This window comes from Agathobacter sp. LCP21S3_B2, assembly GCF_052118705.1.
Classification (GTDB): Bacteria; Bacillota; Clostridia; order Lachnospirales; family Lachnospiraceae; genus Roseburia.
This window is the reverse complement of the sequence record NZ_JBQKGQ010000001.1, coordinates 178,913-204,274: the sequence shown is the minus strand read 5'-3', so window position 1 is coordinate 204,274 and position 25,362 is coordinate 178,913. Positions and strand designations below refer to the sequence as shown.

The window sequence follows — 25,362 nt, the reverse complement described above, 5'->3', positions numbered from 1 at the left end:
TTCCTTTTCCTAGCTGCACAGGGCCTTAATATCATTCACCAGATTATTAAGCTCCATGTCTATGCCACAGTCAAAAACTCCAAAGCTTGTCTCTATTTGACAATCACTCGCCTCAAGATTTGCATCATTAACCACCTCAATATCAATATCATTTCCTATACGCTCTTTTATCTCATCAAGGTGCGAAAGCATAAACTTATAATTCGTGTGGGCTACATGAATTCTGAATTCCCTGCCCACTTCGACCTTTGATATTGTATTTTTGACCAGATGAAGCAGTATCTCCTTGCTCTTTCCAAACTGGATATGGAACACCTTGTCAAATACTCTGATGATTGCCTCAACAAGGTCTGACTCAAGCTCGTCTGAATATTTTGTATATTCATCCTCCAGGGATGCCTTTTTCTCAGCAAGCTCTCTTTCAATATCAGCTTTTTTTTGCTCAAATTCGTTTTGCTGCTCTTCAAGTCCATCGGCATAGCCTTTTGACTTATTGTCGGCATATAATATCTGAGCACGCTGTTTCGCCTCAGCCATAAGCCTGTCTGCCTCAGCCTTTGCGTCATTTATAATTTTGTCAGCCTCAAGCCTCGCGTTTTCAAGCAGCTTTTCTTTTTCAATATCAGCTTTCTGTTCGATGACCACATCTGCATTTAAGCCTTCACTAAACTCTTCATTAGTCTGCCCTACGTCAGTCATCGGATCAGCTGTCTTATTTTCTGCTTCCGTTTCTGCCGCACCGGCATCCATTCTGGTACCAACATCAGACTTAACAGACTCAAGTATCAGCTTTCTGAGTGCTGAATTATTATTTATTATTCTAACCTTTTTCTGCTCATCAGTCACATAATACTGCTTTAATATATTAGACAACTATATCATCACCTCCACCTCTGGAAATAACGATATCTCCCGAATCCTCAAGTCTGCGGATAACAGCAACTATCTTCTGCTGTGCCTCCTCAACATCCTTCATACGCACCGGACCCATAAAATCCATATCCTCTTTGATCATGGCCGCAAGACGTTTTGAAAGGTTCCTGAAAATAACATTTTGTACTTCCTCTGTGGAGCTCTTAAGTGCAAGCTCAAGATCAGCGTTCTCAACATCTCGCAATACTCTCTGGATAGATCTGTCATCAAGCAGCAGAATATCCTCGAATACAAACATCTTCTTTCTGATTTCATCTGCAAGCTCAGGCTCTTCAATCTCGAGAGACTCCATAATACGCCTCTCTGTAGAGCGGTCTACGCTGTTTAATATATTAACAATTGAATCGATACCACCAACAATTGTGTAATCCTGGTTGACAAGTGATGAAAGCTTTCTTTCGAGCACTCTCTCAACCTCCTTGATAACATCAGGTGAAGTTCTATCCATCTGCGCAATACGTCTTGCAACATCAGCCTGCTTCTCAGGCGGTAACGCACCGAGAATCATAGCTGCCTGACCGGATGAAAGATATGACAGAATCATGGCAATTGTCTGTGGATGCTCATCCTGTATAAAGTTAAGCAACTGGCTTGGCTCTGTCTTTCTGACAAATTCAAACGGACGAACCTGCAGCGATGCAGTAAGCTTTGAAATAACACCCTGTGCTTTTTCCTCTCCAAGGGCTTTTTCCAAAAGCTCCTTTGCATAGCCAATACCGCCCTCAGCAATGTACTGCTGGGCAAGACATACCTGATAAAATTCCTCCAAAACCTCATCTTTATCGGACGGAGATACACTTCTTGTATTTGCAATCTCCAAAGTCAGGCTCTCAATCTCATCCTCTTTAAGATGCTGAAAAATGGATGAAGCCTTCTCAGGTCCTAATGTAATCAACAAAATAGCAGCTTTTTGTATGCCACTGTAATTATCACTCATAAAATATTACTCCCAATCTTCATTGAGCCAGTTACGTAAAAGTAACGCGGCTGCTTCCGGATTCTCATCGACAAATTTCTCAATAAGCAAGCGTGTCTCCGACTTCTCGCTATAACCGATATCCTCAAGCGGTTCGTTTGTCTCTGTGGTCTGTTCCAGGAGTGAATCAACAGAAATCTCTTCCTCCTGTGGTTCCTCCTGTGTTGAGCGTGTGCTCTTAAACACGACAAATCCAAGTAAAGCAAATATAAGAACTGTTATAACAATCTGTAAGATATCACTAAGTGAACGTGCATTTGATGTCTTATCTATAAACTCAGGCTGTTCATACACAAGAAAAGAAACCTGCGAAATTCCTGTAGCATTTTGTACTGATGTGATAAGATCCTGGTCTACATCAGTAACCTTTACAGGGTCAGCATGTTTTGATTTGTACTCCTCCCATGTTGTATCCTTAAGTTTACCGTCTTTTTCCAATGTACTTTCATCATACACCTTGTATCTTGTTGCAACCACTGTGATTGATGAAGAATCATATTTGATGGTTCCTCCATCATTCTTACTTGTTGTTATTTTCTCATCATTGAGATATTTCTTATCGGAATCAGTGATGGATGACTCGGATGGTGTTCCATCCGGTGTAGTGTAGGTTGTATCATCGCTGTTTGAATCGGTTCCCGGGGTTGCTGCCTGTCCGTTTGTAGCATCAGACTGATAATCCGATTGGCTATCAAGCAGTCCCGTATCCGTCTGTCCCTCAGGCAATGTGTAGTTTTTCTGTGCAATCTCAGTCTTGCTGAAATCAATGTCCAGATTCATTCCAACCTCAATGCCGAAAAAAACATTTGATTTTTCAAGGGTTTTCTTGACCTCGGACTTAACCTGTTCCTCAAGCTTCTGTTTGTATGACAACTGAGATGACGCAATTCCTGCCGACGATTCGGTATCTCCACCGGAATACAGAACATTTGCCTTTTTATCAATAATCGTAATGCCCTTTGTAGTATCGTTCCCCAAAGCTGTGGCAACAAGTCTTGCTATAGCGTAAGCCTGATCATCAGATATTGAGTCCTTAAGTCCCAATGTAACGGCTGCTGTAGCCTCCTCATCAGACTTCAGAATCGTGCCATCCTTATCAGGCATGGTGATATCCACACTTGCCTCCTCAATATATTTTTGTTTTTCCAGATGATCCTTAAGCTTATCCTCCAGATAGACCTGATATTTTTTCTGTTTGTCAGCTTCAGTAGTGGAGAAACTGCCATCAGTGACATTATCTATCGAATACGCCTGAGCAGGTATACCATTGTCTCCCAAAGCCATAATCGCATTAACCTCATCTGATTTATTAACATAAAACACCAGATTACTGTCCACATCATATGTAATATTGTTATCCTCAAGCACATTCTTGATACTCGAGGCGTCAGATGCACTTTCTGCCTCCACAAGCTCAACCTTTGTCGGTCTTGAAAGCACAACTGCAAGTATGACAAGTGCCACTATAACCACCGAGACCGCACTTATCATAAGCGTGCGCTGCTTAGTATTAAATTTTTTCCACCATGCTACCACTTTATTAAGTATAGCTTGTATACGTTCAGGCATTATTCATTACTCCTTATATTGACATTTGCATAAGCTGTTTATATGCGTCAATAATTTTATCTCTTACCGCAACTGTATACTGTAATGCAACAGATGCCTTTGTTTCTGCAACAAGCAGATCATGTGTATTGTCTGATTCTCCGAGGGCAAATCTGATCTCCTCCTGTTCAGCGCTGTTTTGCAGATCATTTGTCTCCTCAATGCTTCCCATCACTGCCGACAGCACATCCGAAAACGAATTGCTTTCTTCTGTCTTTTTCAAAGAAGAATTATCCAGAATCGAGCCAATCTGATTTGTTGAAATTCCGTTAATACTTGATATATCCATCAAATCACTCCTTAAAAATCATATAGTCTTTACTTACCAATCTGTAAGCCCTTTTCAGCCATAGCCTTACTTGATTCAAACGCTGTTGCATTTGCTTCATATGCACGCGTTGCATCAATCAGATTAGTCATTTCCGTCACAGTATTGACGTTCGGGTACGAAACATAACCATCAGCATCAGCGTCCGGATTTGAAGGATCGTATTCCTTGATAAAATCCGTCGAATAATCTGACTTGACACTGCTGACCTTTACTCCGTTTCCAACTGCCGCATTCTTTGAAGCTGAATAAACCTGGCTGAACGGTGTAACATTTTTCTCTGAAAAAGTAACTATCTTTCTGCGGTACGGACCTCCTGATGCCGTAGATGTTGTGTTAACATTTGCAATATTCTGGGCAATAATGTCAGTACGGAACCTTTCCGCTGTCATTCCCGATGCACTTATATTAAAAGATTGAAATAATCCCATCCGGTAAACCTCCTAATCATCCTAAAATCATCCGATTGCTTTCCTCATGCGGTCGAACTGTGAATTTATGCTGCTTGTAAGCCCCTCGTACTTAATCCGCTCTGAGGCAAGCTCAACATTCTCCGTATCTATATCTACATTGTTTCCATCCAGCCTGTACGAATAATTTGAGTGATCTGTATATACATTCGGAGTCAGCTTTGACAAATCCAGCTCTCCAAGCTTACGGTCAAGTGACTTGTGCTTGCACCTTCCAAGCTCCTCGGAAAGCACACTCTCGAAATTAAGATCCTTGCGCTTATACCCCGGTGTATCAACATTTGAAATATTATTTGTTATTATTGATTCTCTTTTCCAACTGGCATCTGCTGCCTTTGTCAGGACATTGACGTAATCAAACGCTGTAGAATATATCATTAATAAGCCTCCATACCTTCCAGATTAATTTATATATTCCATAAGTACTCTATCATATTTATTATAAAGTAAAATTCACAAAACACAAGACATTTTTGTTGTTTTTTACACTATATTGTATAATTTTGTCGAATTACGTACTATATATACTCTATTTAATGCCTGGTTATTCAAAAAAGACCCATGACATATAAGTCACAGGTCTTTTTACTATATTTCTTTACTAATTCAGGAATTTTTATTGCGGATTTTATTAAGCTCATCAAATACCACATCATTTACAACCTTAATGTATGTTCCTTTCATACCTGACGAACGTGACTCTATTACGCCTGCACTTTCAAACTTGCGGAGTGCATTAACAATAACAGACCTCGTAATACCTACCCTGTCTGCAATCCTGCTTGCAACAAGAATACCTTCATTACCATCCAGCTCATCAAATATATGAATTATCGCTTCGAGCTCCGAATAAGAAAGTGTGCTGATTGCCGAACGGACAATAGCCACCTTTCTCTTTTCTTCCTCATTCTCCTCGTTGACTGAGCGCATCATCTCAAGTCCCACCACAGTAGTTCCGTACTCTGTCAGAATGATATCGTCTATGTCATACTCTCTCTCACTTCTGTACTCAAACAGCGTTCCAAGCCTCTCTCCCGCAATATCTATCGGTGTAATGATAGCCTTGTACATTTTTGTATCATCACCAAATCCCAATGTCTCCAGGTTTACATTTTCTTTTGTGGAAAGTATTCCAAGAAGCCTCTCATTTAAGTCAGAATCAATATAGCCGCCAACTTCATCAACAATAAGCTCATGCAGCTCATCAACATTTTTGCAAACGCTTGAGCCAAGTACCTTTCCTTTTTTGCTTATAACAAGAATATCAGAATCAAGTACACCCGTAAGCACCTGACAGATATCGTTGAAAACAACCTTAGAAGAGCTGTTATTGTGCAGCAGCTTGTTGATTTTTCGTGTTTTATCTAATAATTGTACTCCCATTAATTGTTATTCCTCTCTTTCCGGCATTTTATCAGTCACGTAACCGCACTGCTCATCAGCGCAGGCTATTTTGTTGCCTTTGACTATCATATATCCTCCACATCTAGGACATTTTTCCTTCACAGGCCTTCCCCAGCTCATGAAATCACACTCCGGATTATCTATACAGCCATAGTATTTTCTACCTTTTCTCGTCTTTTTAAGCACAATATCCTTACCACATTTAGGACATGGCACACCAATTTTTTCAAGATAAGGCATTGTAAATCTGCAATCCGGAAATCCCGGACATGCCAGAAATTTGCCATGTGGGCCATATTTTATCACGAGATTTCGTCCACACTCAGGACATATCTCATCGGTCACCTCATCCTGTATTGTTACCTTTTCAAGCTCCTTCTCCGCCTTGTCTATCGCTTCCTTCAAATCAGGATAAAAATTCTCAACAACCGTTTTCCAGTTTACATTGCCATCAGCCACAGCATCTAAAAGAGACTCCATATTTGCAGTAAAATTCTCATCCACTATGGTTGGAAATGAATCCTTCATGATAGAATTAACAACCTCTCCTATCTCTGTCACATAAAGGTTTTTATTTTCCTTTGTGATATATCTTCTAGCGAGTATTGTTGAAATGGTAGGTGAATAGGTACTAGGTCGTCCTATGCCAAGCTCCTCGAGTGTCTTAACAAGAGACGCTTCTGTATAATGTGCAGGCGGCTGGGTAAAATGCTGCTTAGGCTCAAATTCTTCAACAGTAAGCTTCGAATCCTCTGTCAAAGGATTTTTAAGAACTGGCTGCTTTTCCTTTTTTGCATCATCAGCTGCAGTGTATGCAAGCTCAAATCCGTCAAAAACAAGCCTTGAGGTTGAGAAGTTAAAAACATAATCTCCCACTGAAATCTTTACGGTTGTCGTCTCATACTCGGATTTCGCCATACGGCTTGCGGTAAAACGCTTCCATATGAGCTGATAAAGCCTAAACTGGTCTCTTGAAAGCGAATCCTTAATCTCAGAAGGTACTCTGTTGATATCAGTCGGTCTGATTGCCTCATGCGCATCCTGAATATTTTTGCTGCTCTTTCTCACTCCGTCTCCGCTTGAAAGATATTTGTCACCATAGCTATTTGAAATAAAATCCTTTGCCATAGCCTCAGCTTCATCTGACACACGGACAGAATCCGTACGCAGGTATGTGATTACACCGACAGTTCCCTGTCCCTTTATATCAACTCCCTCGTATAACTGCTGTGCTATACGCATGGTCTTTGATATAGGAAAATTCAAGGCCTTTGAAGCCTCCTGCTGCAAGGTACTTGTTGTAAACGGAAGCGGTGCCTTATTGGTGCGCTGTCCCTTTTTGATGCTAAGTACCCTGCATTCTTTGCCCCTTATCTCATCAAGTATCTTATCCATCTCTTCCTTGGATGAAATAGCTATCTTATTGTCGCCTTTTCCATAAAGCTTTGCTGTAATAGGCTTCTTTTCGCCCTCTACATCAACCGTAGCATCAAGACTCCAATACTCCTCCGGGATGAATGCGTTAATTTCATCTTCCCTGTCGCATATGATGCGAAGCGCAACAGACTGCACTCTTCCTGCACTAAGGCCTCTTTTGACCTTGGCCCAGAGAAGAGGACTGATTTTGTAACCGACAATACGGTCCAAAACTCGTCTGGCCTGCTGTGCGTCAACAAGATCCATGTCTATCTTTCTCGGATGCTTTAACGATTCTTTTACAGCATTCTTTGTGATTTCGTTGAAGCTGATACGGCTGACATCCTTTCCCTCCAGCTTTAATGCGTGAAGCAGATGCCATGAAATAGCTTCTCCTTCACGGTCGGGATCGGTTGCGAGATATATTTTTTCAGCCTTCTTAGACTCCTTACGAAGCTTTGCAAGTATTTCTCCTTTTCCACGGATTGTAATATACTTTGGTTCAAAATCTCCGTCCACATCAATTCCGAGACTGCTCTTTGGCAGATCCCTCACATGTCCGTTTGAAGCCATTACTTCATAGTTTTTGCCCAAAAATTTCTTTATAGTCTTTACTTTTGCAGGCGACTCTACGATAACCAGATACTTTGCCATTATAAACTCCTTATATAGTAATTTGAAATTGATTCCTTAACAAATCCCTTATTTATGAGACTGTTCAAAATTTCAAAGAGCTCCGCCAATTCATACGGTACTTTTTGTGATAATGTCCCAATACCGATAGGACAAAAATCGAGTAAACTATACACCAATGCCTCCTTTTTATCAAGTAAATTTTTTCTGAAATCCATCTGTGTACATTCCGTAAGCCTTGTCATTGTTATATCTGAGACAAATTCATCAATATTATAAATTATGTCTGCCCCCTGCTTTATAAGCCTGTTACAGCCATAGCTGAGCGGATCTGTAATCCTCCCCGGAACCACATATACATCCTTTCCCTGCTCCATTGCAAAATCAGCCGTAATCAATGAGCCGCTCCTGTTTTTTGCCTCTACTATAACTACTATGTCGGAAAGTCCGGAAATCACTCTGTTTCTCATCGGAAAAAACATTTTCTGCGGTCCTGTGCCCGGCACAAGCTCACTTATTATGCCACCTGACAGCCTGATTTTATCGTACAAAAATCTATTTTCCCTGGGATAACACACATCAGCTCCCGAACCAAGAACTGCATATGTACTCCCCTCTGCCTCAATACAGCCTAAATGGGCATCTCTGTCAATTCCTCTTGCCATCCCGCTTATTATCTGTATTCCCTGCTTCGAAAGGGCTCTTGAAAGAGCTCTTGTAACCTCACAGCCATATGCGCTTCTGCCTCTTGCACCAACTATCGATACACATTTGCGGTTCTTATCCGGCAGTTTTCCTATATAGAACAGACTGTACGGAGGATTATTTATATTTCTCAGCTTGTCCGGATACTCCTTATCCTCTATTGTAACAAGATTTATATCCTTCTGCAAAAACATAGACCATTCTCTGTCTATATCAAAGCTTTCTGCTGACTTTTTGACAAGCTTTCTGTCCTCGTCCGTGAAAAAGCGTATATCCTTAAGCTCATTTTGTGACATAAAAAACAGCTTTTCTGCCGTAATACCACAATCATACAGCAGCTTTTTCTTTGCATTGCTTATCTCCATAAGTCCTGAAAGCCAAAGCTTAAATTTCATCCGCACGCACCTCCCCAGAATTTTTCATTGATGCTTCTGTAGCATATTGCCTCGTTGAGATGCTTTGTCTTTATGTCTTCACAACTCTCCAGATCAGCGATTGTCCTTGCAACCTTTAATATTTTATGATAAGTACGCGCGGTAAGCCCAAGCTTTTCATACATATTCTCCATATAGCTCTGTTCGCGTTTGTTGAGATGGCAGTATTTTTCCAGCTTATCCGTTGTTATTTTGGAATTATATAAAAACGTCTCACCTGCATACCGCTTTTTTTGTATTTCATGACATCTTATCACACGCTTTCTGATATCCTCTGAGGTTTCATTTGCCGATGCACTGCTTATCTCATCAAAGCTAAGTGGTGTTGCTTCCACACATATGTCTATTCTGTCAATTATAGGCTGCGATACCTTGTCAAAATATCTCCTGAGTGTAGGCTCTGAGCACCTGCATCTTTGCATATCGGGATAATAACCGCAGCTGCAGGGGTTCATCGCACCAAACAGCAGAAAATTTGCAGGATAAGTCACATTTCTCCCCGCCCTCGAAAGCCTTATGCAGTGTTCCTCAAGAGGTGCTCTCAACAAATCAAGCATGCCTCCCTTGAACTCTGCCAGCTCATCCAAAAACAGCACACCGTTATGTGCCAGGGAAATTTCACCCGGGGAAATTTTGGTGCCACCGCCTATAAGAGCTGCCTGTGTCACAGAATAATGCGGGTTTCGAAACGGTCTGTCAACCTTTAACGTATTGTCGTTGTCCAGTAGTCCGCATACGCTGTATATCTTTGACAGCTCAAGCTTCTCATTTTCTGTAAGCGGCGGTAAAATAGACGGCATACGTTCTGCTATCATCGTTTTGCCTGCTCCCGGAGGCCCCACAAGCAGTATATTATGCATACCGCCTGCTGCCACTTCACATGCTCTTTTTATGAATTTCTGACCGTTTACATCTGCAAAATCAGCATATTTTCCACCACAGTCCCTTGATTCAGTTATACCTGATTTAAAAAAGTCATCACTTCTTTCAAGGTTCTCGATTATATCCTTCAGATGGTTTATCCCATATATCTTTGCACCACATACAAGTTTCCCCTCGTTCTCATTTTTATGCGGAATAATAAAATGTTCAATTCCCCTTCCGTATTCATCAAAAACTATCGGAAGAATACCGCTGACAGGCAGTATTTCACCATTTAAATTGAGTTCACCGCAAAGAGTACACCCCTTTAGCTTTTGCTCATCAATAATACCCATTGCAATCATAATTGCCACGGCAATGGGCAGATCAAAACCTGTACCGGCTTTTCTTATATTTGCCGGTGAGAGATTGACTGTAATTCTCTTTGCCGGAAGAGCAATCCCGCAATTGTGAAGTGCTGTTTTCACCCGTTCCTTTGCTTCCCTTGCTTCCGGTGTCAGGTTTCCAACCATATCAAATACAGGCATTCCTGTAGAAATATCCACCTCAACCTGCACCGGAATGGCATTAATTCCGTCTAAAACAGCCGTTCTGACTGTACTGTACATATATTCTCCTATTCCAATTGGGATAAAATGCATAGACAAATGCATAAAAGACATGGCTATATAATACCATACTTTATGATTTTGTAAACACTTATTCAAGCATTTTTTTTAATTTTTTCAAGGCAGCTTTTTCTATTCTTGAAACATATGATCTGGATATTCCAAGCTCCTTCGCAATCTGCCTCTGGGTCAGCTCGTCATTGCCGTCTAACCCAAATCTTTTTACAAGAATATAGTATTCACGTTTGGATAGCATCTGTTTCATGCCATTTTTTAGCTTTTTAAGTTCATTCGCCCGTGAAATATCCTCGAGCACATCATTTTGATCATTTTCTATTACATCAACAAGATGTATCTGGTTTCCCTCCTTGTCTGTGCCTATAGGCTCGAATATCGACACATCGCCCCTTGATTTTCTCTTGTTTCTGAAATACATCAGAATCTCGTTTTCTATACACCGGATGGCAAATGTTGCAAATCGGTTCCCATAATCGGGTTTAAACGATGAAACTGCCTTGATAAGCCCTATAGTGCCTATGGAAATAAGCTCCTGTGTATCCTCCTCTCCTGCTGCATATTTTTTAGTAACATGTGCCACGAGGCGCATATTGTGTAATATCAGTTCATCCCTTGCCTCTTTATCATTTTGCGCAAGTTTATCAAGACATATTTTCTCCTGTTCTTTACTTAGCGGTGATAAAAATGTATTCACAAAGGCACCTTGACATTTTTTGCTTATAATATCATATGTAAAAATAATTAATTTGTGATATAATCTTTGCCATGGAAAGAATAATTGACTTTAAAACGACCCGTAACGACAACGAAAAAACGGTAGAAGCCTTCCTTAAGGAACATGGTTTCACACATCAGGTGCTTGTAAATCTAAAAAAAACAAATAACGGTATCACAAGAAACGGTATCTGGGCTTACACAAACGAAAAAATATCTGCCGGCGACAAAATAAGTGTTCATATTGTCGAAAACTGCAATTCAGACAATATCCTGCCAATAAAAATCCCGCTCGACATAGCCTATGAGGACGACGATTTCATCGTGATAAATAAGCCTGCCGGCATGCCGGTGCACCCCTCAATGGGCAATCATGACAATTCTCTTGCCAATGCCCTTATGTATTATTTTAACAGTCAGGGGGCATCATTTGTGTTCAGGTGTATAAACCGGCTCGACCGCGACACGACAGGACTGACTATAGTTGCAAAGCACGCCCTCGCAAGCGGGATTTTGGGCAAAGCCGTCGCAAGGCGTGATATCCACAGAACCTATTATGCCGTCTGCAGCGGCTGTACCCCTGACTGTGGACGCATTGATGCTCCAATCGCAAGGAAATCAGACTCAGCCATAGAGCGGTGTGTAGACTTTGACAAGGGTGAATATGCCATCACTGACTATACAAGGCTTAAGTACAATCCTGATAAAAATCTCTCCCTCGTGAAGCTTAAGCTTTTGACCGGGCGAACTCATCAGATACGTGTACATATGAAATACATCGGTTTTCCGCTTATAGGTGATTTTTTATATAACCCTGATTATACGTACATGGACAGGCAGGCTCTGCATTCCGGACGGCTTGAATTTATACATCCTGTCACAGGCAAAAAAATAGACCTCATATCCGATATTCCATCAGACATGAAGTCTCTCTTCAAGCTTGTTTAGGGATTTCTTTTCGTAGGGCACCTTTCCCTTAAGCACTTCATTTTTAATATATGAATATGTATAGTCTTCGCCCTTAACCGAGAGCATAACTAACAGATACTCAAGAAGTGCTTTAGTATCCTCATGAATCATATAGTGTGCTACACTTTTCTGATAATATATAAGTGCACTGCTGTCAGTATATTTTTCTTTCTGATAGTTTTTGGAGGCACTTACTCTGTCTATAAACATCTCACAGACGTACTTTATGGGCATTTTCATCCCCTCCATTGGTGTATGGATGTCCTCACCAGGCTTTGGAACCGCATAATCAATCCAATACTCCAGATGATGCTTATTGCGCCCTTTATGATGCAGCCATGCCGCCGAATACCCCTTATCAGCTCTTTCCGCATTATTGGGGCTCATATAGCCCTTATAATATCTGCAGCCCACCAGAAACTCTGTCGGAGTGTATTTCGACAGGTCATGTAGCAGTCCCTGCTTATAAAGGCCAATCCGAAAACAGCCTGCCATAACCAGAAGCTTATGATGTGTAATTGTCATAAAATGCCTGATTGCATTCATATTATTTTCCCAAAAGTATGCATATTGACTGCGGACTCACATCCGCATACTGCTGATTTTCACACACAGTCTCATTCTCATAAAACGGAGTCTTAAGGCTGCTGTCGCACACCGCATACCATTTCATTCCTTTCTTAAGCTTAGGAAGCGCGAGCTTCTCTCTTGATGAATAAAAATTATATGCAACATAAATATAATCTCTGTCCTCATCGCTATAATCACCGCAATACATAACCCCCACACACAGCATTGTCGGGTCGCACTCGCCTATCCATGCATTCTTACCGTGATAAGAGATGTCAGGATATCCCACCGCCTTATAATCGCAAAATTTGTATGGCTTTGCCGACGAAATCACAGGATGCTCATTCCTGAAACGGATAAGTCTCGTCAAAAACCGCACATTCTCTCTCCTGCTGCTTTCGTTTGCCCAGTTTACCCAGCCTATAGAGTTATCTTGACAGTAAGCGTTATTGTTTCCGCTCTGGGAATTGCAAATCTCATCCCCTGCCATAATCATAGGAACCCCCTGCGCCAGAAAAAGCATAAGCATGGCATCCTTCCACTTTATGCCTCTGATATCTCTTACGTATTTCTTCTTAGATGGACCTTCAAAGCCATAATTATTGCTGAAATTCCACGACGTTCCATCTGTATTGTTCTCGCCATTGGCCTCATTATGCCGGTCATTATACATAAACAGATCCGTAAGCGTAAAGCCATTATTGTCGGCTATATAATTGATAAAGCCAATATTTTCCCCCTGCTTGCGCTGCTGGTTTAAAAGCTCATTCATATTACAGTTTATATGATTTAACATCATTCTGGCCGGAAACTGGTACTCTGCCCTGTCGATATAGAGATTCTCATATCTTCTGTCCTTCGGAACCACAGACATGTCAAAGCTGTCGTAAAGTATTTTTGTACGGCTAAGCATTGCATCCTGGATAATAGCTGTAAGAGGCAGCTTGTTTCCGAGCAGCCTGAAGCCGTCAACATGAAATCGCTGTACCCAGTAATGCAGCGCACTTAGTATAAGATTATAGTCTGTATTATCCGGAAAATACATTTCCATGATACACTCCATGTTGTTTTTATGAAGCCTTTGTACGAGCCTTGCAAACTCGTTTGCGGCATCAGACGGCTCATTTGCATAAGATGCCTTTACAGCAAAATAATTTCCCCTTGTGTATCCCCAGAAATTGACCTTTTCATCTGCTTTGTCCAAATGCCCCGGCTCTGTTTCTGTCCGCATCTGAGAATATTTTGGCTTTACATAATCAGGTACAACGTGCTTAATGGGAACCGTCATTTCCTCAAATTCATAGACCGGCATAAGAAGCAATGACGTAAATCCCATTTTTTTGATGTACCTTATACGGTCTGAAACCGCCTCAAACGTTCCGGCATGCTTGTTCTTTTGGAATGTATCCATCGAAAAGCCTCTCACATGAAGCTTATACAGCTTCATCCTGTCACGACCTATCTCCGGCTGGATATCCTTTTTCCAGTCAATGGCAGTCTTGTCGATGCCACACTCTATCTCATAATCCTTTTCAGCTCTGTCACAGTCATTCCATTTTTCCCTTCCATATATTATGGTTGCATATGGGTCAATGTGTCTTACACCATTTATCAGGTAATAATATGAAAATTTCTCACAATCGAAGTCATGAATCCTCACCGACCGAAGTGACCCGAGCGAATATTGTGCCGGCACCTCTATATTGTATTTTTTCTTTTGAGCTATGTCTGTAAGGACAATGTTGCACTCATCCTCTTTTTGTGCAGCGAAGGTAAACACTGCTGTATTTCCTTCCTTGTATGCACCTATTCTTATAAAGTTTCCCTCTGTCAGTCTGAATCTCATGCAGCACCATCCAATCAATTTTTTATATCTCTAATTATACTAGTTTTGACTTTTTTTGTATAGAATTATTTGTTATAATATATTTATTGGGTTATAGCTTCTATGCCCAATGCACAATACTGATAATACATTTAAAAGAAAGAGGTATCATATGGCAGAAAAAGCAACCCCTGTAACACCTGAAGAGGCTGACGATATCCGCGTAACACTCGATCTGGACAACGGCAGCGTAGAGTGCAAGGTTATCACTATTTTTGAAGCTGATAAACAGGACTACATAGCACTTTTACCATTAAACGAGGACGGCAGTGACAATGAGGACGGCGATGTTTATCTGTACCGCTATTTTGAGGATGAAGAGGGACTCCCTAGAATTGAAAATATCGAATCCGATGAAGAATACGATGCAGCAGCCGACAGATTCGATGAGCTTTTGGATGACGAGCTGTTTGACGAGCTCTAGTTCTTTTCTTTACACTCACCAATGAATCGGGAAGCCATGGCTGTTTTATCATTGACTGACTTTACAGAGTATATTGACAGATTTGTCTTTGCTCTTGTCATTCCCACATAAAACAGCCTGCGCTCCTCCTCGATATCCTTTTCAAGCACTGCTTTCTTATATGGCATTATCCCCTCATTTGCATCAATAATATACACATTCTCAAACTCAAGTCCCTTAGAGCTGTGAAGAGTCGCAAGTGTCACGGCGTCAGGATTTGTACTCTTATTCTGCGCCAATATTTTTAACCTTGCTGAATATTCCTGTATATGCTCATACCATTCCTCAAAGGTTGCATATCCCTTCGCTCCGGCCTGAATTTCATCAATCACATCAAACAAATCATCCCTGTTTATATTGCGATACTGTGCATATTCTGTCAAAAAGTCATCATAGCCTATGCCCTTTCTGATATAATTTATACTGGCATATGGGTTCATATGGCTCATGAGCTGCATATCATATTCGAGTTTTTCAATACGTTCGGCTATCCATGGCTTTTCATCAAACAGCTTAATCCACTCATCAAAGGCCACATCCGGTTCACACAGACTGTCTCTGGAAAGATAGCGCTTTGGTCTGTTCATAATCTGCAGGAAATCACTGCGTTTTCTGCTTCCCTTTGATATCCTCTGATATGTAAATATATCACGTGCAATCCAATGCTCATATATGTTTGGTATATTGTCCCTTGTTTTAAACGGAATATTATAGCCCATAAGCTGTTCTATAAGTGCTCTGGGCTGCGTATTTGTCCTGAAAAGCACCGCAAAATCACTAAAAACAGCTCCATCCTTCATTTTTTTATCTATATCACGTATCAAAAACAGATTTTCATCTTTCCTGTTCTCAAAATTCACGAAGGCTACAGGCACATCCGACTTGCTGGCTGCGATTATTTTCTTTTCAAATCTTTCCTTGTTGTGAGAAATCAGATTTAAGGATGTATCAACTATGTATTTACCACATCTGTAGTTTGTATCGAGAAGAATCCGCTTTGCGTCCGGATAATCCTTCTCAAATCCGAGCATAATCTCCGGCTTTGAGCCCCTGAACCTGTATATGGACTGGTCATCATCGCCAACTATAAACAAATTATTCTGTGGAAGCGCTAGCATCCTTATAATCTCATACTGCAGACGGTTTATATCCTGAAACTCATCTATGAGTATGTACTTATATTTGTTCTGCCACAGCGCAAGGATGTCTTTTCTCTTTGTAAACAGCTCATATGTGTATGAGAGCATATCGTCAAAATCGATAAGCCTGCTTTCCCTTAATCTGTTCTCATATTTTTTATAAATATCCCTGAATATCTCCTCTCCGCATACGCTTGAATAGAAATTCTCAATATCTATACGGCTGTTTTTTATAATACTTATTTCAGCTAAAAGATTGCCGATAAATTCATTTTCATCCTTGTATTCCAAACGATAATATGACATTATTTCCCTGATAAATTTATATCTTGTCATCTCATCAGCTATATTTGCACTTGTAAACCTGTAGGCATATTTGAGTATGGTAAAAAAGACAGCATGAAAGGTTCCAAACGACACATTCACCCTCTCATCACCCATTAGCGCATTAAAACGCTCCTTCATCTCGCCGGCGGCTGCCTTTGTAAATGTAATAACAAGAATTTCCGAAGGATTTACATGATGTTTCTTTATTAAGTTTTTTGTTCTGTGTGTGATAACAGCGGTTTTCCCAGACCCCGGACCCGCCAAAACAAGCATAGCGCCATCAGTATGTTCGATGGCGCCAAGCTGGGCTTTATTAAAATCCATATGATACCTTTATCTAGTTATTAGAAAGCTTTTCTATACCATTCTTTATTCTGGCTATAGACTCCTCTTTGCCAAACACCTCCATAAGCTCTGTAGCTCCGCCCGGTGTCATCTGTTTGCCTGAAACAGCTGTACGGATTGGCCACATAACATAGCCTATCTTATACCCCTTTTCTGTGGCATATGCCTTAAGAGTCTCAAAGAGCGAATCATTTGAGAAATCATCACAGCTTTCAAGAATAGGAACCACATCGTTTAATACCTCAAGTGATGTCTCTGGGTTCGTCTTCATCTTCTTGTGAGTATACATGGCAATATCATAGTCCGGCAGCTTTTCAAAGAAATCGATATGTTCCTTGATATCAGGGAATATCTCAATACGTGTCTGAACCATCCTTGCTATCTTCTTAAGGTCATAATCCTTTGTGACAACCTCCTTAATGTATGGCAGTGCCATATCGTAGAATTTGTCAAAATCAAGCTTCTTTATGTACTCGCCATTCATCCATTTAAGCTTTGTGAAGTCAAATACAGCAGGTGATTTGCTCATATGATGATAGTCAAACTTCTCAACAAGCTCAGGAAGTGACATAATCTCCTGATTGTCTGCCGGGCTCCATCCAAGAAGCGCCACAAAGTTTACAATGGCCTCTGTAAGGAAGCCCTGATCCAGTAAATCCTCAAAGGATGAGTGACCGCATCTCTTTGAAAGCTTATGATGCTCCTCATCTGTAATAAGCGGACAGTGTACATATACAGGCACATCCCATCCAAATGCCTCATAAAGTCTGTTGTACTTAGGTGATGATGAAAGATATTCGTTTCCTCTGACTACATGTGTGATGCCCATCAGGTGATCATCGACTACGTTTGCAAAATTGTATGTAGGATATCCGTCAGATTTGATAAGAATCATATCATCAAGCTCTGCATTATCCACTGTGATATCTCCGTAAATCTCATCCTCAAATGTGGTTGTGCCCTCTGTAGGATTGTTCTGTCTGATAACATATGGCTTGCCGGCCGCAAGATTTGCTTCAATCTCCTCCTTTGACAGGTGTAAGCAGTGCTTGTCATAGATAGAGATTTCCTTGCCTGCAACTGTTGTCCTAAGGCTGTCAAGACGCTCCTTGTCGCAGAAGCAGTAATATGCCTCTCCCTTGTCAATAAGCTCCTTTGCATACTTCATGTAGATCCCCTGTGCCACACGCTCACTCTGCACATATGGACCACATCCTCCATCCTTGTCAGGTCCCTCATCATGGACAAGACCTGTCTCTTCGAGTGTCCTGTTTATAATATCAACAGCACCCTCCACCTGACGTACCTGGTCTGTATCCTCTATACGGAGAATGAAATCTCCTCCCTCATGCTTTGCAATCAGATATGCATAAAGTGCAGTTCTCAGATTTCCTACATGCATTCTTCCTGTAGGGCTTGGTGCAAATCGTGTTCTAATCTTACTCATTGAAATGTGCTCCTCTATATTAATATTTTTTGTAACCATTAATAATCCTCTTATAAAATCATCTTACAGTTACTGTTTTAATCATTTTTCAAATTGAAATTATATAACAATATGGACATTTAATCAATCCTCATATTCAAGTTCCATATTAAGCTCGGCAATTTTATTTAAAATCCGGTTGATTTCATTAATCTTGTCTCCAACCTGTTCTCTATGTGACAATATTTCCCTTCTAAGCCCGGTAACAGCTTCAATATTATACTTCATGCGGCCTCTGAGCTTTTGTCTTCTGCCTATAAGCTCATGCTTCAGCTCTACCATCTCGCGGTGATCTACAATAGCATTTGTATAATTAAGCCATACTCTTGCATCATAAAAATCATTGGTCTGAAGCACCCGAAGCAGCTTTTTACTGTTATATTCCAACTCCTCATTCGTCTGTCTGAAACGCTCTTTTTCCTTTACTGCAAGCAGATACTGCTCATATATATATATCAGTTCCTTTGAGTTTTTTATGTGATATTTCTCATAAGTGTAATCTATCGTATTTTTCACATTCACATATTTAATCTTGACCCTGTTTTCGAGTACAATAGCCCTGTTCTTGTTTACATTACAGCTTCGTATCTGTCTCTGCTGTTCCTGATACGAATAAAACACGAATGTTCCGGCAAAAGCAGCTATAATTGCGCCGACAAATGTAAAAACTGTTGTATCAACATCAAGCTGAAATCGAAGAGTCATACAAAGTACAACAACTGTCACAAAAAACGCAATAACAAAAACGGCATAAATTCTAACCTTCTTTTGCGCTGCCACAGCCTCATCCTTTTCAATGTCAAGCTCCATCTTTTCACTCTCAAGGAATCTCAAATCCCTGTTTATGGCATCAAGATTTCTCTCGTTTTTTTCAAGTCTTTTTATTGCCCTGGGTATCTCAGCCTCAAGCTCCTGCATCTGCACATACTGGCTGTCTGATATTTTGTTTTCGGTTTTTAGAAATTCCGACCTTTTTCTTTCAAGCTGTGCTATGCTTGCGGCGGCATCGCACATGAGCTTTTTGTCCGGGTCCTTCATATTTTCCATACGCTCTATATCCGTAAGATAATTTGTAACCTGCGCATACTCTTCCCTGGCGGCCTCGAATTCTCTTGCCGCATCTATCATCTGTTCACAGGCATCAACCACCTGAAACTCTGCTGATTCCTGTTTTATTATTTTTTGCGTATTTTCCTCTTGCTGATTTGTTTTTTTTCGATGTTTAAATAACATGTGAACGATATTCCTCTTTATATTTTAAAATAATGTCTGCCTTTTCTCTAGCTGACATATTTTTAATCTCTGCAGCTTTGGCATCTATCAATGAGCTCTCACTGCCCGAATAAAATCCCTTTATCACATCCTCTAATTTAACAAGCTCCGATTCATCTACCTGGTAATCCTCTACAACCGCATTAAATTTATCATCATCACCCATACATTTGTATGAAATAAGACATGACCACAACGATTTTCTGTTTTTGTTGTACTGATAAGCTTTTCTGAAAAAAACCGCTGCTGTTTCGAACAGAAATAATCTTGCATATGCACAGGCCATGTTGTTATATACGTTGCCGCAAAGTGCTGTATCAGCAGTTTTGGCTTCCTCCGATGACAAAAGCTTCCTATATTCAATAATGGAATTTTGATACTTTCCCGCTTCCATAAGACTGTCTGCCCTAAGCTTAGCGCATTCAAATGAACTTTTCCCCTCAAGCTCTCTTAATATATCGTGAACCGATGATATCTGCGTGGCACTGCAATAGCCTGAATATTCAAGTATTTCAGTGACAAATGCTGACAAACGGCCATTGGTTGATATAATCATTTTAAGATGCTCCGCAAGCTTTTTAAGGTTTGCCTGATTTTCTATCCACGTACAAAGCTCCTGATTCATGAAGCTTTTATCCAGCAGATATACGTTATTTATAATATAATAATCAAGCTCTTCTATCGAATATATATTTATCGACACACCCTCCAGATAAAAGGGCATGGCTGCAATTGGTCCATTGCAAAGTAATAGCTCTCCCATATGCCCTCCTACATAGTCATTTCATAATGCCACACTTTACCGGAGCTTCTGAAGATTTCTCCAAAGCCCAGGTCTTTAATCTCAATATCAATCTTATCATCCGACACAGGTGTCGCTGTAATTCTTATTCGCGTAGCCCTGTCAGGTCTCACAGGCATATCTGTCAGCTCAAGCGTCTCTATCTTTGCCTCCCTGCTTTTTGGAAGCTGCTTCCAGAAATCCACCTCATATGAGTCTCCAATAATAACCTCACACTCTCCTTTAGCCTCAAACCAGTTTGTCCCTGCACTGATTAAATTGTAAAAAGAAAGATTTCCTCTATCCTTTACCTTAAGGCTCAAATTGAATTTCATCTCATTCTCAACCATATAGACAAAAGGCCAACTGTCTTCATTATCTCTTGTACGCGCAGCATAACAGGCCCCCTTAGAAAAAAGGTTGTTTCCCATAAAAACACGGCGTCCGCTGCACAATATAGTTAACGACTGCTTCATCCATGACTGTGAAAATCCATCTCCGACCAGATACACCGTTGAGACAGTATGGTTTTTTAATGTATCTTTTATAATTCCCGTAAAATAGCTGTCCCAGTCGTTCTCTTTAATTGTATCATACACTCTCTCGTCAATTGAAATCACCTGCGGTGTTGTCCTTGTATCACGCTTCAAACCCATACAGCTCAGATTATCCCTATCCTTTTCAAAAAGAAAAACATCATGAAGCCACAGAGATTTTTCCTGATTCAGGGTATAATAATAAAAGCTCTCCTTATGGTCTATAATCATAAGCTGCTTAGAATTAAGCCCCAGCTTTGGCAGCAGACCGACAAACAGCTTCACGTTTTCTTTGGTAAGTTGCTTAAGACATATGGCCAGTCTGTCACACACTGAGGGATTACCCATCTTGGAAGGTAAAGCAATAAGCTTTTTAATAAATAAAGCAAGCAGGTCCTCCGCCATAAAGACTTCATCTTCAATAACGATTTTTTCCTTAGACATAGCTCTCTTTAGCAGATTATCAATGCATACCAGCTCAGCATTTTTTGACATTTTGCGGGCTTCATCACCATAATACCACATTCCCATGTTCTTTCTTCTGGCAAGCACCAAAGGAATCTGATACACCATTGAACCCGCAATTGTGCTGGCCGTCTCCGGCTCTTTCATATTAAATTGAAGAAAGCTTACCATAGCATATTTATCATTGATATCAATGCCTATATAGTAAGAATTGCTTTTTCTCTCCATCTGTATCCTTTCCTCTTTACATCAGTGTAAATATCTGCTTTGTCAGGCTGTCTTTTTTGCGGTATTCACTGACATTATTGCAAAATGTTTCATCATCAAGCAGTGTATTTGATATTATTATCTCATTTGTAAGATTATATCTGCTGTGGTCAGCTCCACCATATATGTTGTTGCAGATGAGTCTGCTGCTCTCTTTAATCAATACCCTTCCGTCACTCTCCTGTGTAATATAATACCTGATCATCTCGCCAAAGAACATGACAAAGGTTTTGACATAAATTCCACCATAAACAGGCTGCAGCTCCTCCTCTGTAAAATCATCCCCATCCTCATCGCGACTGTAATGCAGTACCACACGGCAATTCTCCTCAGTAGCCATATATTGAAGAAAAACTTTGTCATACAGATAATATTTCTGCACCAATCTGTAGTCAAGCCTTGCAAAAAAATCAAAATACATATTGTGGCAAATATAGTTGTCAAGCAAAGCATCCTCTATCTCATATTCTACGGAGGATATTTGACTTTTTACTGACATATGCTTTAAAAGTGCGAGCTTACACGCATCATTAAGAGTGCGTCTGCATTCATATCTGTTTTCAATAATATCAAAAATAAAATCACAATCTGAAATATTTGAAATCATATAGTTATTTGCCAGCACTGAAATATACGCCAGCACAAGCATATCATTTCCACCCTTGTCATAATACGACATAAATATTTCGGATATTCCGGTCAAATCCCTGTCTGTATATACAGCCTGCTCAATAATCCTTTCATCAAGCCTGACTGATGATACAGAAAACCGTTTTGCCGCATTCCACAAATCTATCATCATATCCGTAGGACCGGAATAGTTATCGCAAAGATATTTAAGCATCGTATCATTATATTTTCCTGTCATAAATGCCGATGCCGAAAGACTGAGCATAAACTCGTCTTCCTCCTGGCTTGCAGCAAGCGCATTCTCGCAAAGCGTAACCTTTGAGACTGCAGACATCTGGTCGATTCCATAATCCTGCACAATATCATATGCTTTTTCAAACATATGGTTTTCAACAAGCATTTCAATCATATATCTTCTCGTTGCAGCAGACAAAAGCTCGCAATCAATGCTCTGCAGAAGCTGCTTTATATCTTTCGCTTTATCATGAATACGATAATATTTAAGAATCGCAGCAATCATTTTATCCCTGTAGGCGTCAGAAAATTCTTTATTGCAAATTAACTGTTTAAAATATATACTGTCACTTTCCTTAAGTCCTGAATAATCCGTAACATTTCTGAGGTGAAATGCTATATATGGAAGCTCGTTTGGTGCATGCTCAAGACACTTATTTAGATACTTTTCCGGATTCATAAGTCTTTGCATACGATATGAGATGCTGTCCACATACCGGTACCCCTTTTCATCCTCAAACAAGATGACATACCGGTCTGAAAACAACTGAAAATATGCTGTCTGGTCTATAACCGGCACTATCTGCGGATTCTCCATCTGACTCTGGTAAATAACAGCTCTTACGATATGTCTGTCAAACACTATCAGCTTATATGAAAATATAATATATGATAAAGAAACAGCTAACTCATCATTGATAAAGCCAAGCTCAAGCATATCATCATAAAGCACTGCAAGATTATCATCCATATGTGACTGTTTTGCCTGTTCCATTGCAAAGCGTGTCATTGTACTGCGATATTTATGATATATTTCCGGTTTTTTTGTTTTGGCTGCAATTATATTATTATAAAGCACTGCAAGCTTACGGTATGGCAGATTATTATCGTACTGAAAATACATCTGCACAATATCAGGAACCGAAGAAATCTGTCTATCCTCCATTGTGATAAGAAATGACTCATATAACCCTGTTATTCTCAGCTTAAGCTCTATTGCCTTTTCAAACCATTCATGATATCTGACATCATTCTGCTGTCCCTTAATTAAATAACTGCATATAATACCAACGTATTCATCAGACGGACAGACTTCATAGGCTGCTGTCAGTAAATCAAACACTTTTTTTTCAAAACCCGATGAGAGCTCCACCACCTCGAATATCTGCTCTGCAAGTTCTTTACTTAATGCCTTGTTCTTTACTGCCCATCCTAAAATCCGAAGCTCAAATGTGCCAAGCTCCTTTAACAGATACGGATCCTTCCACATCAGATAATATGCCTCTACATACATAAACGGTGATGAGCACCCATTCAGTATCCAATATCTTATGTCCTTTAGCTTACCTGCATCATTATCAAAATACTGCTCTCTCAAAAACAGAAGAACCCAGAAAAGAAGACTGCTATCAGGATTTTCATAGAAAATAAGCTCAATCTCATGCGTCATCCTGTCAACATATGACGGTTCCCGCTCCAGCAGAGTCTTTAAGTACAGATAATATCCCCATACAGGAGCTTTTTTATCACTAAATTCTCTCTTAAAATCATTAAGAATCCATTCTGCCTCCTGGCGCTGACGGTTTATAATATACGCCTGTGCCTTCATCAATTCATAAAGAGGTTCCTTTGGACAAAGCGCATGAAGATGCTTAAGCTCACCTATTGTCTCATTTGCCCACAAGCCGGTGACAATTCTCTTTAATCTGTAGCTTTGGTACAGTTGTGTAACGCCAACCACGCTCTTTTTAATATCATTTCTTATGCTTTTATTTTTGCTTTTATTTTCATTTGCATGCGCTGCAACCTCAATTGTAAATGTCTGATGTACACACTCAATAAAAATGCGTCCAAAATTATTGCCTGCGTGCATACGCTCATTATCAATTATATAACTATAGACATAGGTTTTTCCAATAAAATCATCAAAGGTCAATGCCTGTCTAGACAGCTTAATAAACTCACAGTCAGTACGGACATGAATCTCCGCATATCCCCAGTTCATGCGCGTAATCTCAAAGCTGCCACTTTGATTTTCAGCTGAAGCCTCAAACTCCTCCTTTGTTTTGTCAACCTTTATTGAGACCGGCTTTTTCTTATGAACGCCGACCAAAAACTCTTCCATATTACGTGAAGACGGCTTAGCAGCCATAATCCCACGATAAATCATGTTCTCAACAACCATATCTTCCGATATAATATTAAGAAAATTTCTGTTATAGAAAAGATGATATGCCTCTGTCCAGTTATTTTGGGCAAGCTTTGTAAAATCATCAAGATTTTTAATTACTCCCACAGAGGTTTCTGCATAAAGTTTTGTGATTCTTGCGCAAAAAGAAAGACTGTACTCAATCTGATTACATACAATCACAAAGCTGCCCTCGCAGGCATCGCCCTCTACGAGACCCTTACTGTTAAATTGATAACGAATCCTGACTTTCTCGCCCTCGAAATGCGGATTCAGACATTCCATCCTCGGATTAGTCGAATAAACTATACCACGGATTTTTATCTGATTCGTACTTTCTATTACAAAGCTTCCCGCTTCGCTTCTTCCCTCAATGACCGAAAGGTCTATTGTCTCCTCTGAAAACGCCAAAATCGGTTTCGTGCCATTAAATCTGCCGGCAGCTATCTGCCCTATACGTGCTCGCACAATTGTTACCCCGTTTACGTTAAATGTTGATTTTTTATACACTTATTATATAATGATATGAGGGTCAAAAGGTATTTTGCCCCTCATTTATGATTAATCAGATTACTACATGCTACGCATTCCCGTAATCTGACTACACCTCGAAATCCGCTAATTTCCTGCGTCCACGCAGCAAATTGCTACTTTCTCGGTGTAGTGCGGGTCACTA

21 protein-coding genes are annotated in these 25,362 nt (G+C 40.2%); 2 read left to right on the top strand and 19 right to left on the bottom strand.

The features are described 5' to 3' along the window. Nucleotides 1-9: 9 nt before the first annotated feature. From ACTQ1L_RS00965 to sigK, 11 genes are all read right to left on the bottom strand, one after another. On the bottom strand, nucleotides 10-873 hold the full coding sequence (locus tag ACTQ1L_RS00965; RefSeq protein ID WP_441365113.1) for a FliH/SctL family protein: 864 nt from the start codon (nucleotides 871-873) through the stop codon (nucleotides 10-12). Then, the gene (gene fliG, locus ACTQ1L_RS00960) at nucleotides 866-1,870 is read right to left on the bottom strand and encodes a flagellar motor switch protein FliG (protein ID WP_441365112.1); all 1,005 of its coding nucleotides are present in this window, start codon (nucleotides 1,868-1,870) and stop codon (nucleotides 866-868) included. The genes ACTQ1L_RS00965 and fliG overlap by 8 nt, the downstream gene beginning before the upstream one ends. 6 nt (nucleotides 1,871-1,876) lie before the next feature. Next, nucleotides 1,877-3,478, bottom strand: coding sequence for a flagellar M-ring protein FliF C-terminal domain-containing protein (locus tag ACTQ1L_RS00955; RefSeq protein WP_441365111.1), 1,602 nt, complete (start codon nucleotides 3,476-3,478; stop codon nucleotides 1,877-1,879). 13 nt (nucleotides 3,479-3,491) lie between these two features. Beyond that, a complete protein-coding gene (gene fliE / locus ACTQ1L_RS00950) occupies nucleotides 3,492-3,806 on the bottom strand; it encodes a flagellar hook-basal body complex protein FliE (protein ID WP_321111756.1) in 315 nt (104 codons plus the stop codon). Nucleotides 3,807-3,835: 29 nt separating this feature from the next. Next, nucleotides 3,836-4,276, bottom strand: a complete 441-nt coding sequence (gene flgC, locus ACTQ1L_RS00945) for a flagellar basal body rod protein FlgC (RefSeq protein WP_308655786.1) — start codon at nucleotides 4,274-4,276, stop codon at nucleotides 3,836-3,838. Nucleotides 4,277-4,303: 27 nt separating this feature from the next. Continuing rightward, nucleotides 4,304-4,693: a flagellar basal body rod protein FlgB gene (gene flgB / locus ACTQ1L_RS00940; RefSeq protein WP_441365110.1), complete on the bottom strand. Its 390-nt coding sequence runs from the start codon at nucleotides 4,691-4,693 to the stop codon at nucleotides 4,304-4,306. Nucleotides 4,694-4,921: 228 nt separating this feature from the next. Beyond that, nucleotides 4,922-5,698 (bottom strand): GTP-sensing pleiotropic transcriptional regulator CodY, encoded by a 777-nt coding sequence (gene codY, locus ACTQ1L_RS00935; RefSeq protein ID WP_441365109.1) that lies wholly within the window; start codon nucleotides 5,696-5,698, stop codon nucleotides 4,922-4,924. A gap of 6 nt (nucleotides 5,699-5,704) precedes the next feature. Next, on the bottom strand, nucleotides 5,705-7,789 hold the full coding sequence (topA, locus tag ACTQ1L_RS00930) for a type I DNA topoisomerase (RefSeq protein ID WP_441365108.1): 2,085 nt from the start codon (nucleotides 7,787-7,789) through the stop codon (nucleotides 5,705-5,707). After that, a complete protein-coding gene (dprA, locus tag ACTQ1L_RS00925; protein ID WP_441365107.1) occupies nucleotides 7,789-8,868 on the bottom strand; it encodes a DNA-processing protein DprA in 1,080 nt (359 codons plus the stop codon). The genes topA and dprA overlap by 1 nt, the downstream gene beginning before the upstream one ends. Next, nucleotides 8,865-10,397 (bottom strand): YifB family Mg chelatase-like AAA ATPase, encoded by a 1,533-nt coding sequence (locus tag ACTQ1L_RS00920; protein ID WP_441365106.1) that lies wholly within the window; start codon nucleotides 10,395-10,397, stop codon nucleotides 8,865-8,867. Before ACTQ1L_RS00920 ends, dprA begins: the two co-directional genes overlap by 4 nt. A gap of 91 nt (nucleotides 10,398-10,488) precedes the next feature. Beyond that, nucleotides 10,489-11,109, bottom strand: coding sequence for an RNA polymerase sporulation sigma factor SigK (gene sigK, locus ACTQ1L_RS00915; protein WP_173536574.1), 621 nt, complete (start codon nucleotides 11,107-11,109; stop codon nucleotides 10,489-10,491). 71 nt (nucleotides 11,110-11,180) lie between these two features. Here sigK and ACTQ1L_RS00910 point away from each other — a divergent pair, with 71 nt between their 5' ends. Beyond that, nucleotides 11,181-12,077, top strand: a complete 897-nt coding sequence (locus ACTQ1L_RS00910) for an RluA family pseudouridine synthase (RefSeq protein WP_321111750.1) — start codon at nucleotides 11,181-11,183, stop codon at nucleotides 12,075-12,077. Here the strand turns inward: ACTQ1L_RS00910 and ACTQ1L_RS00905 are convergent. Both ACTQ1L_RS00905 and ACTQ1L_RS00900 read right to left on the bottom strand, forming a co-directional pair. Beyond that, nucleotides 12,045-12,644, bottom strand: a complete 600-nt coding sequence (locus tag ACTQ1L_RS00905; protein ID WP_321111749.1) for a DUF5662 family protein — start codon at nucleotides 12,642-12,644, stop codon at nucleotides 12,045-12,047. The genes ACTQ1L_RS00910 and ACTQ1L_RS00905 overlap by 33 nt on opposite strands. A gap of 1 nt (nucleotide 12,645) precedes the next feature. Continuing rightward, complete coding sequence (locus ACTQ1L_RS00900; RefSeq protein WP_441365105.1) at nucleotides 12,646-14,514, bottom strand: alpha-amylase family glycosyl hydrolase; 1,869 nt, start codon at nucleotides 14,512-14,514, stop codon at nucleotides 12,646-12,648. Nucleotides 14,515-14,665: 151 nt separating this feature from the next. Between ACTQ1L_RS00900 and ACTQ1L_RS00895 the strand changes: the two genes are divergently transcribed. Next, nucleotides 14,666-14,977: a DUF1292 domain-containing protein gene (locus tag ACTQ1L_RS00895; protein WP_308655796.1), complete on the top strand. Its 312-nt coding sequence runs from the start codon at nucleotides 14,666-14,668 to the stop codon at nucleotides 14,975-14,977. On the opposite strand, the gene ACTQ1L_RS00890 is transcribed toward ACTQ1L_RS00895, so the two are convergent. From ACTQ1L_RS00890 to ACTQ1L_RS00865, 6 genes are all read right to left on the bottom strand, one after another. Further along, the gene (locus ACTQ1L_RS00890; RefSeq protein WP_441365104.1) at nucleotides 14,974-16,806 is read right to left on the bottom strand and encodes an ATP-dependent helicase; all 1,833 of its coding nucleotides are present in this window, start codon (nucleotides 16,804-16,806) and stop codon (nucleotides 14,974-14,976) included. The genes ACTQ1L_RS00895 and ACTQ1L_RS00890 overlap by 4 nt on opposite strands. A gap of 13 nt (nucleotides 16,807-16,819) precedes the next feature. Continuing rightward, nucleotides 16,820-18,274, bottom strand: coding sequence for a glutamate--tRNA ligase (gltX, locus tag ACTQ1L_RS00885; RefSeq protein ID WP_441365103.1), 1,455 nt, complete (start codon nucleotides 18,272-18,274; stop codon nucleotides 16,820-16,822). 123 nt (nucleotides 18,275-18,397) lie between these two features. Continuing rightward, nucleotides 18,398-19,546 carry a hypothetical protein gene (locus ACTQ1L_RS00880; RefSeq protein WP_441365102.1) on the bottom strand — a complete coding sequence of 383 codons (1,149 nt, stop codon included), beginning with the start codon at nucleotides 19,544-19,546 and terminating at the stop codon, nucleotides 18,398-18,400. Continuing rightward, on the bottom strand, nucleotides 19,536-20,348 hold the full coding sequence (locus tag ACTQ1L_RS00875; protein ID WP_441365101.1) for a hypothetical protein: 813 nt from the start codon (nucleotides 20,346-20,348) through the stop codon (nucleotides 19,536-19,538). The genes ACTQ1L_RS00880 and ACTQ1L_RS00875 overlap by 11 nt, the downstream gene beginning before the upstream one ends. Nucleotides 20,349-20,356: 8 nt before the next feature. Next, the gene (locus ACTQ1L_RS00870) at nucleotides 20,357-21,595 is read right to left on the bottom strand and encodes a DUF5716 family protein (protein ID WP_441365100.1); all 1,239 of its coding nucleotides are present in this window, start codon (nucleotides 21,593-21,595) and stop codon (nucleotides 20,357-20,359) included. Between the two features lie 16 nt (nucleotides 21,596-21,611). Next, complete coding sequence (locus ACTQ1L_RS00865; protein WP_441365099.1) at nucleotides 21,612-25,154, bottom strand: DUF5717 family protein; 3,543 nt, start codon at nucleotides 25,152-25,154, stop codon at nucleotides 21,612-21,614. Between the last annotated feature and the right edge of the window lie 208 nt (nucleotides 25,155-25,362).

Bases quoted from the DNA above. Each gene is read 5' to 3' on its own strand.
- fliG (WP_441365112.1), bottom strand. From the start codon at position 1,870: ATGAGTGATAATTACAGTGGCATACAAAAAGCTGCTATTTTGTTGATT.
- ACTQ1L_RS00955 (WP_441365111.1), bottom strand. From the start codon at position 3,478: ATGCCTGAACGTATACAAGCTATACTTAATAAAGTGGTAGCATGGTGG.
- fliE (WP_321111756.1), bottom strand. From the start codon at position 3,806: ATGGATATATCAAGTATTAACGGAATTTCAACAAATCAGATTGGCTCG.
- flgC (WP_308655786.1), bottom strand. From the start codon at position 4,276: ATGGGATTATTTCAATCTTTTAATATAAGTGCATCGGGAATGACAGCG.
- flgB (WP_441365110.1), bottom strand. From the start codon at position 4,693: ATGATATATTCTACAGCGTTTGATTACGTCAATGTCCTGACAAAGGCA.
- codY (WP_441365109.1), bottom strand. From the start codon at position 5,698: ATGGGAGTACAATTATTAGATAAAACACGAAAAATCAACAAGCTGCTG.
- topA (WP_441365108.1), bottom strand. From the start codon at position 7,789: ATGGCAAAGTATCTGGTTATCGTAGAGTCGCCTGCAAAAGTAAAGACT.
- dprA (WP_441365107.1), bottom strand. From the start codon at position 8,868: ATGAAATTTAAGCTTTGGCTTTCAGGACTTATGGAGATAAGCAATGCA.
- ACTQ1L_RS00920 (WP_441365106.1), bottom strand. From the start codon at position 10,397: ATGTACAGTACAGTCAGAACGGCTGTTTTAGACGGAATTAATGCCATT.
- ACTQ1L_RS00910 (WP_321111750.1), top strand. From the start codon at position 11,181: ATGGAAAGAATAATTGACTTTAAAACGACCCGTAACGACAACGAAAAA.
- ACTQ1L_RS00905 (WP_321111749.1), bottom strand. From the start codon at position 12,644: ATGAATGCAATCAGGCATTTTATGACAATTACACATCATAAGCTTCTG.
- ACTQ1L_RS00900 (WP_441365105.1), bottom strand. From the start codon at position 14,514: ATGAGATTCAGACTGACAGAGGGAAACTTTATAAGAATAGGTGCATAC.
- ACTQ1L_RS00895 (WP_308655796.1), top strand. From the start codon at position 14,666: ATGGCAGAAAAAGCAACCCCTGTAACACCTGAAGAGGCTGACGATATC.
- ACTQ1L_RS00890 (WP_441365104.1), bottom strand. From the start codon at position 16,806: ATGGATTTTAATAAAGCCCAGCTTGGCGCCATCGAACATACTGATGGC.
- gltX (WP_441365103.1), bottom strand. From the start codon at position 18,274: ATGAGTAAGATTAGAACACGATTTGCACCAAGCCCTACAGGAAGAATG.
- ACTQ1L_RS00880 (WP_441365102.1), bottom strand. From the start codon at position 19,546: ATGTTATTTAAACATCGAAAAAAAACAAATCAGCAAGAGGAAAATACG.
- ACTQ1L_RS00875 (WP_441365101.1), bottom strand. From the start codon at position 20,348: ATGGGAGAGCTATTACTTTGCAATGGACCAATTGCAGCCATGCCCTTT.
- ACTQ1L_RS00870 (WP_441365100.1), bottom strand. From the start codon at position 21,595: ATGGAGAGAAAAAGCAATTCTTACTATATAGGCATTGATATCAATGAT.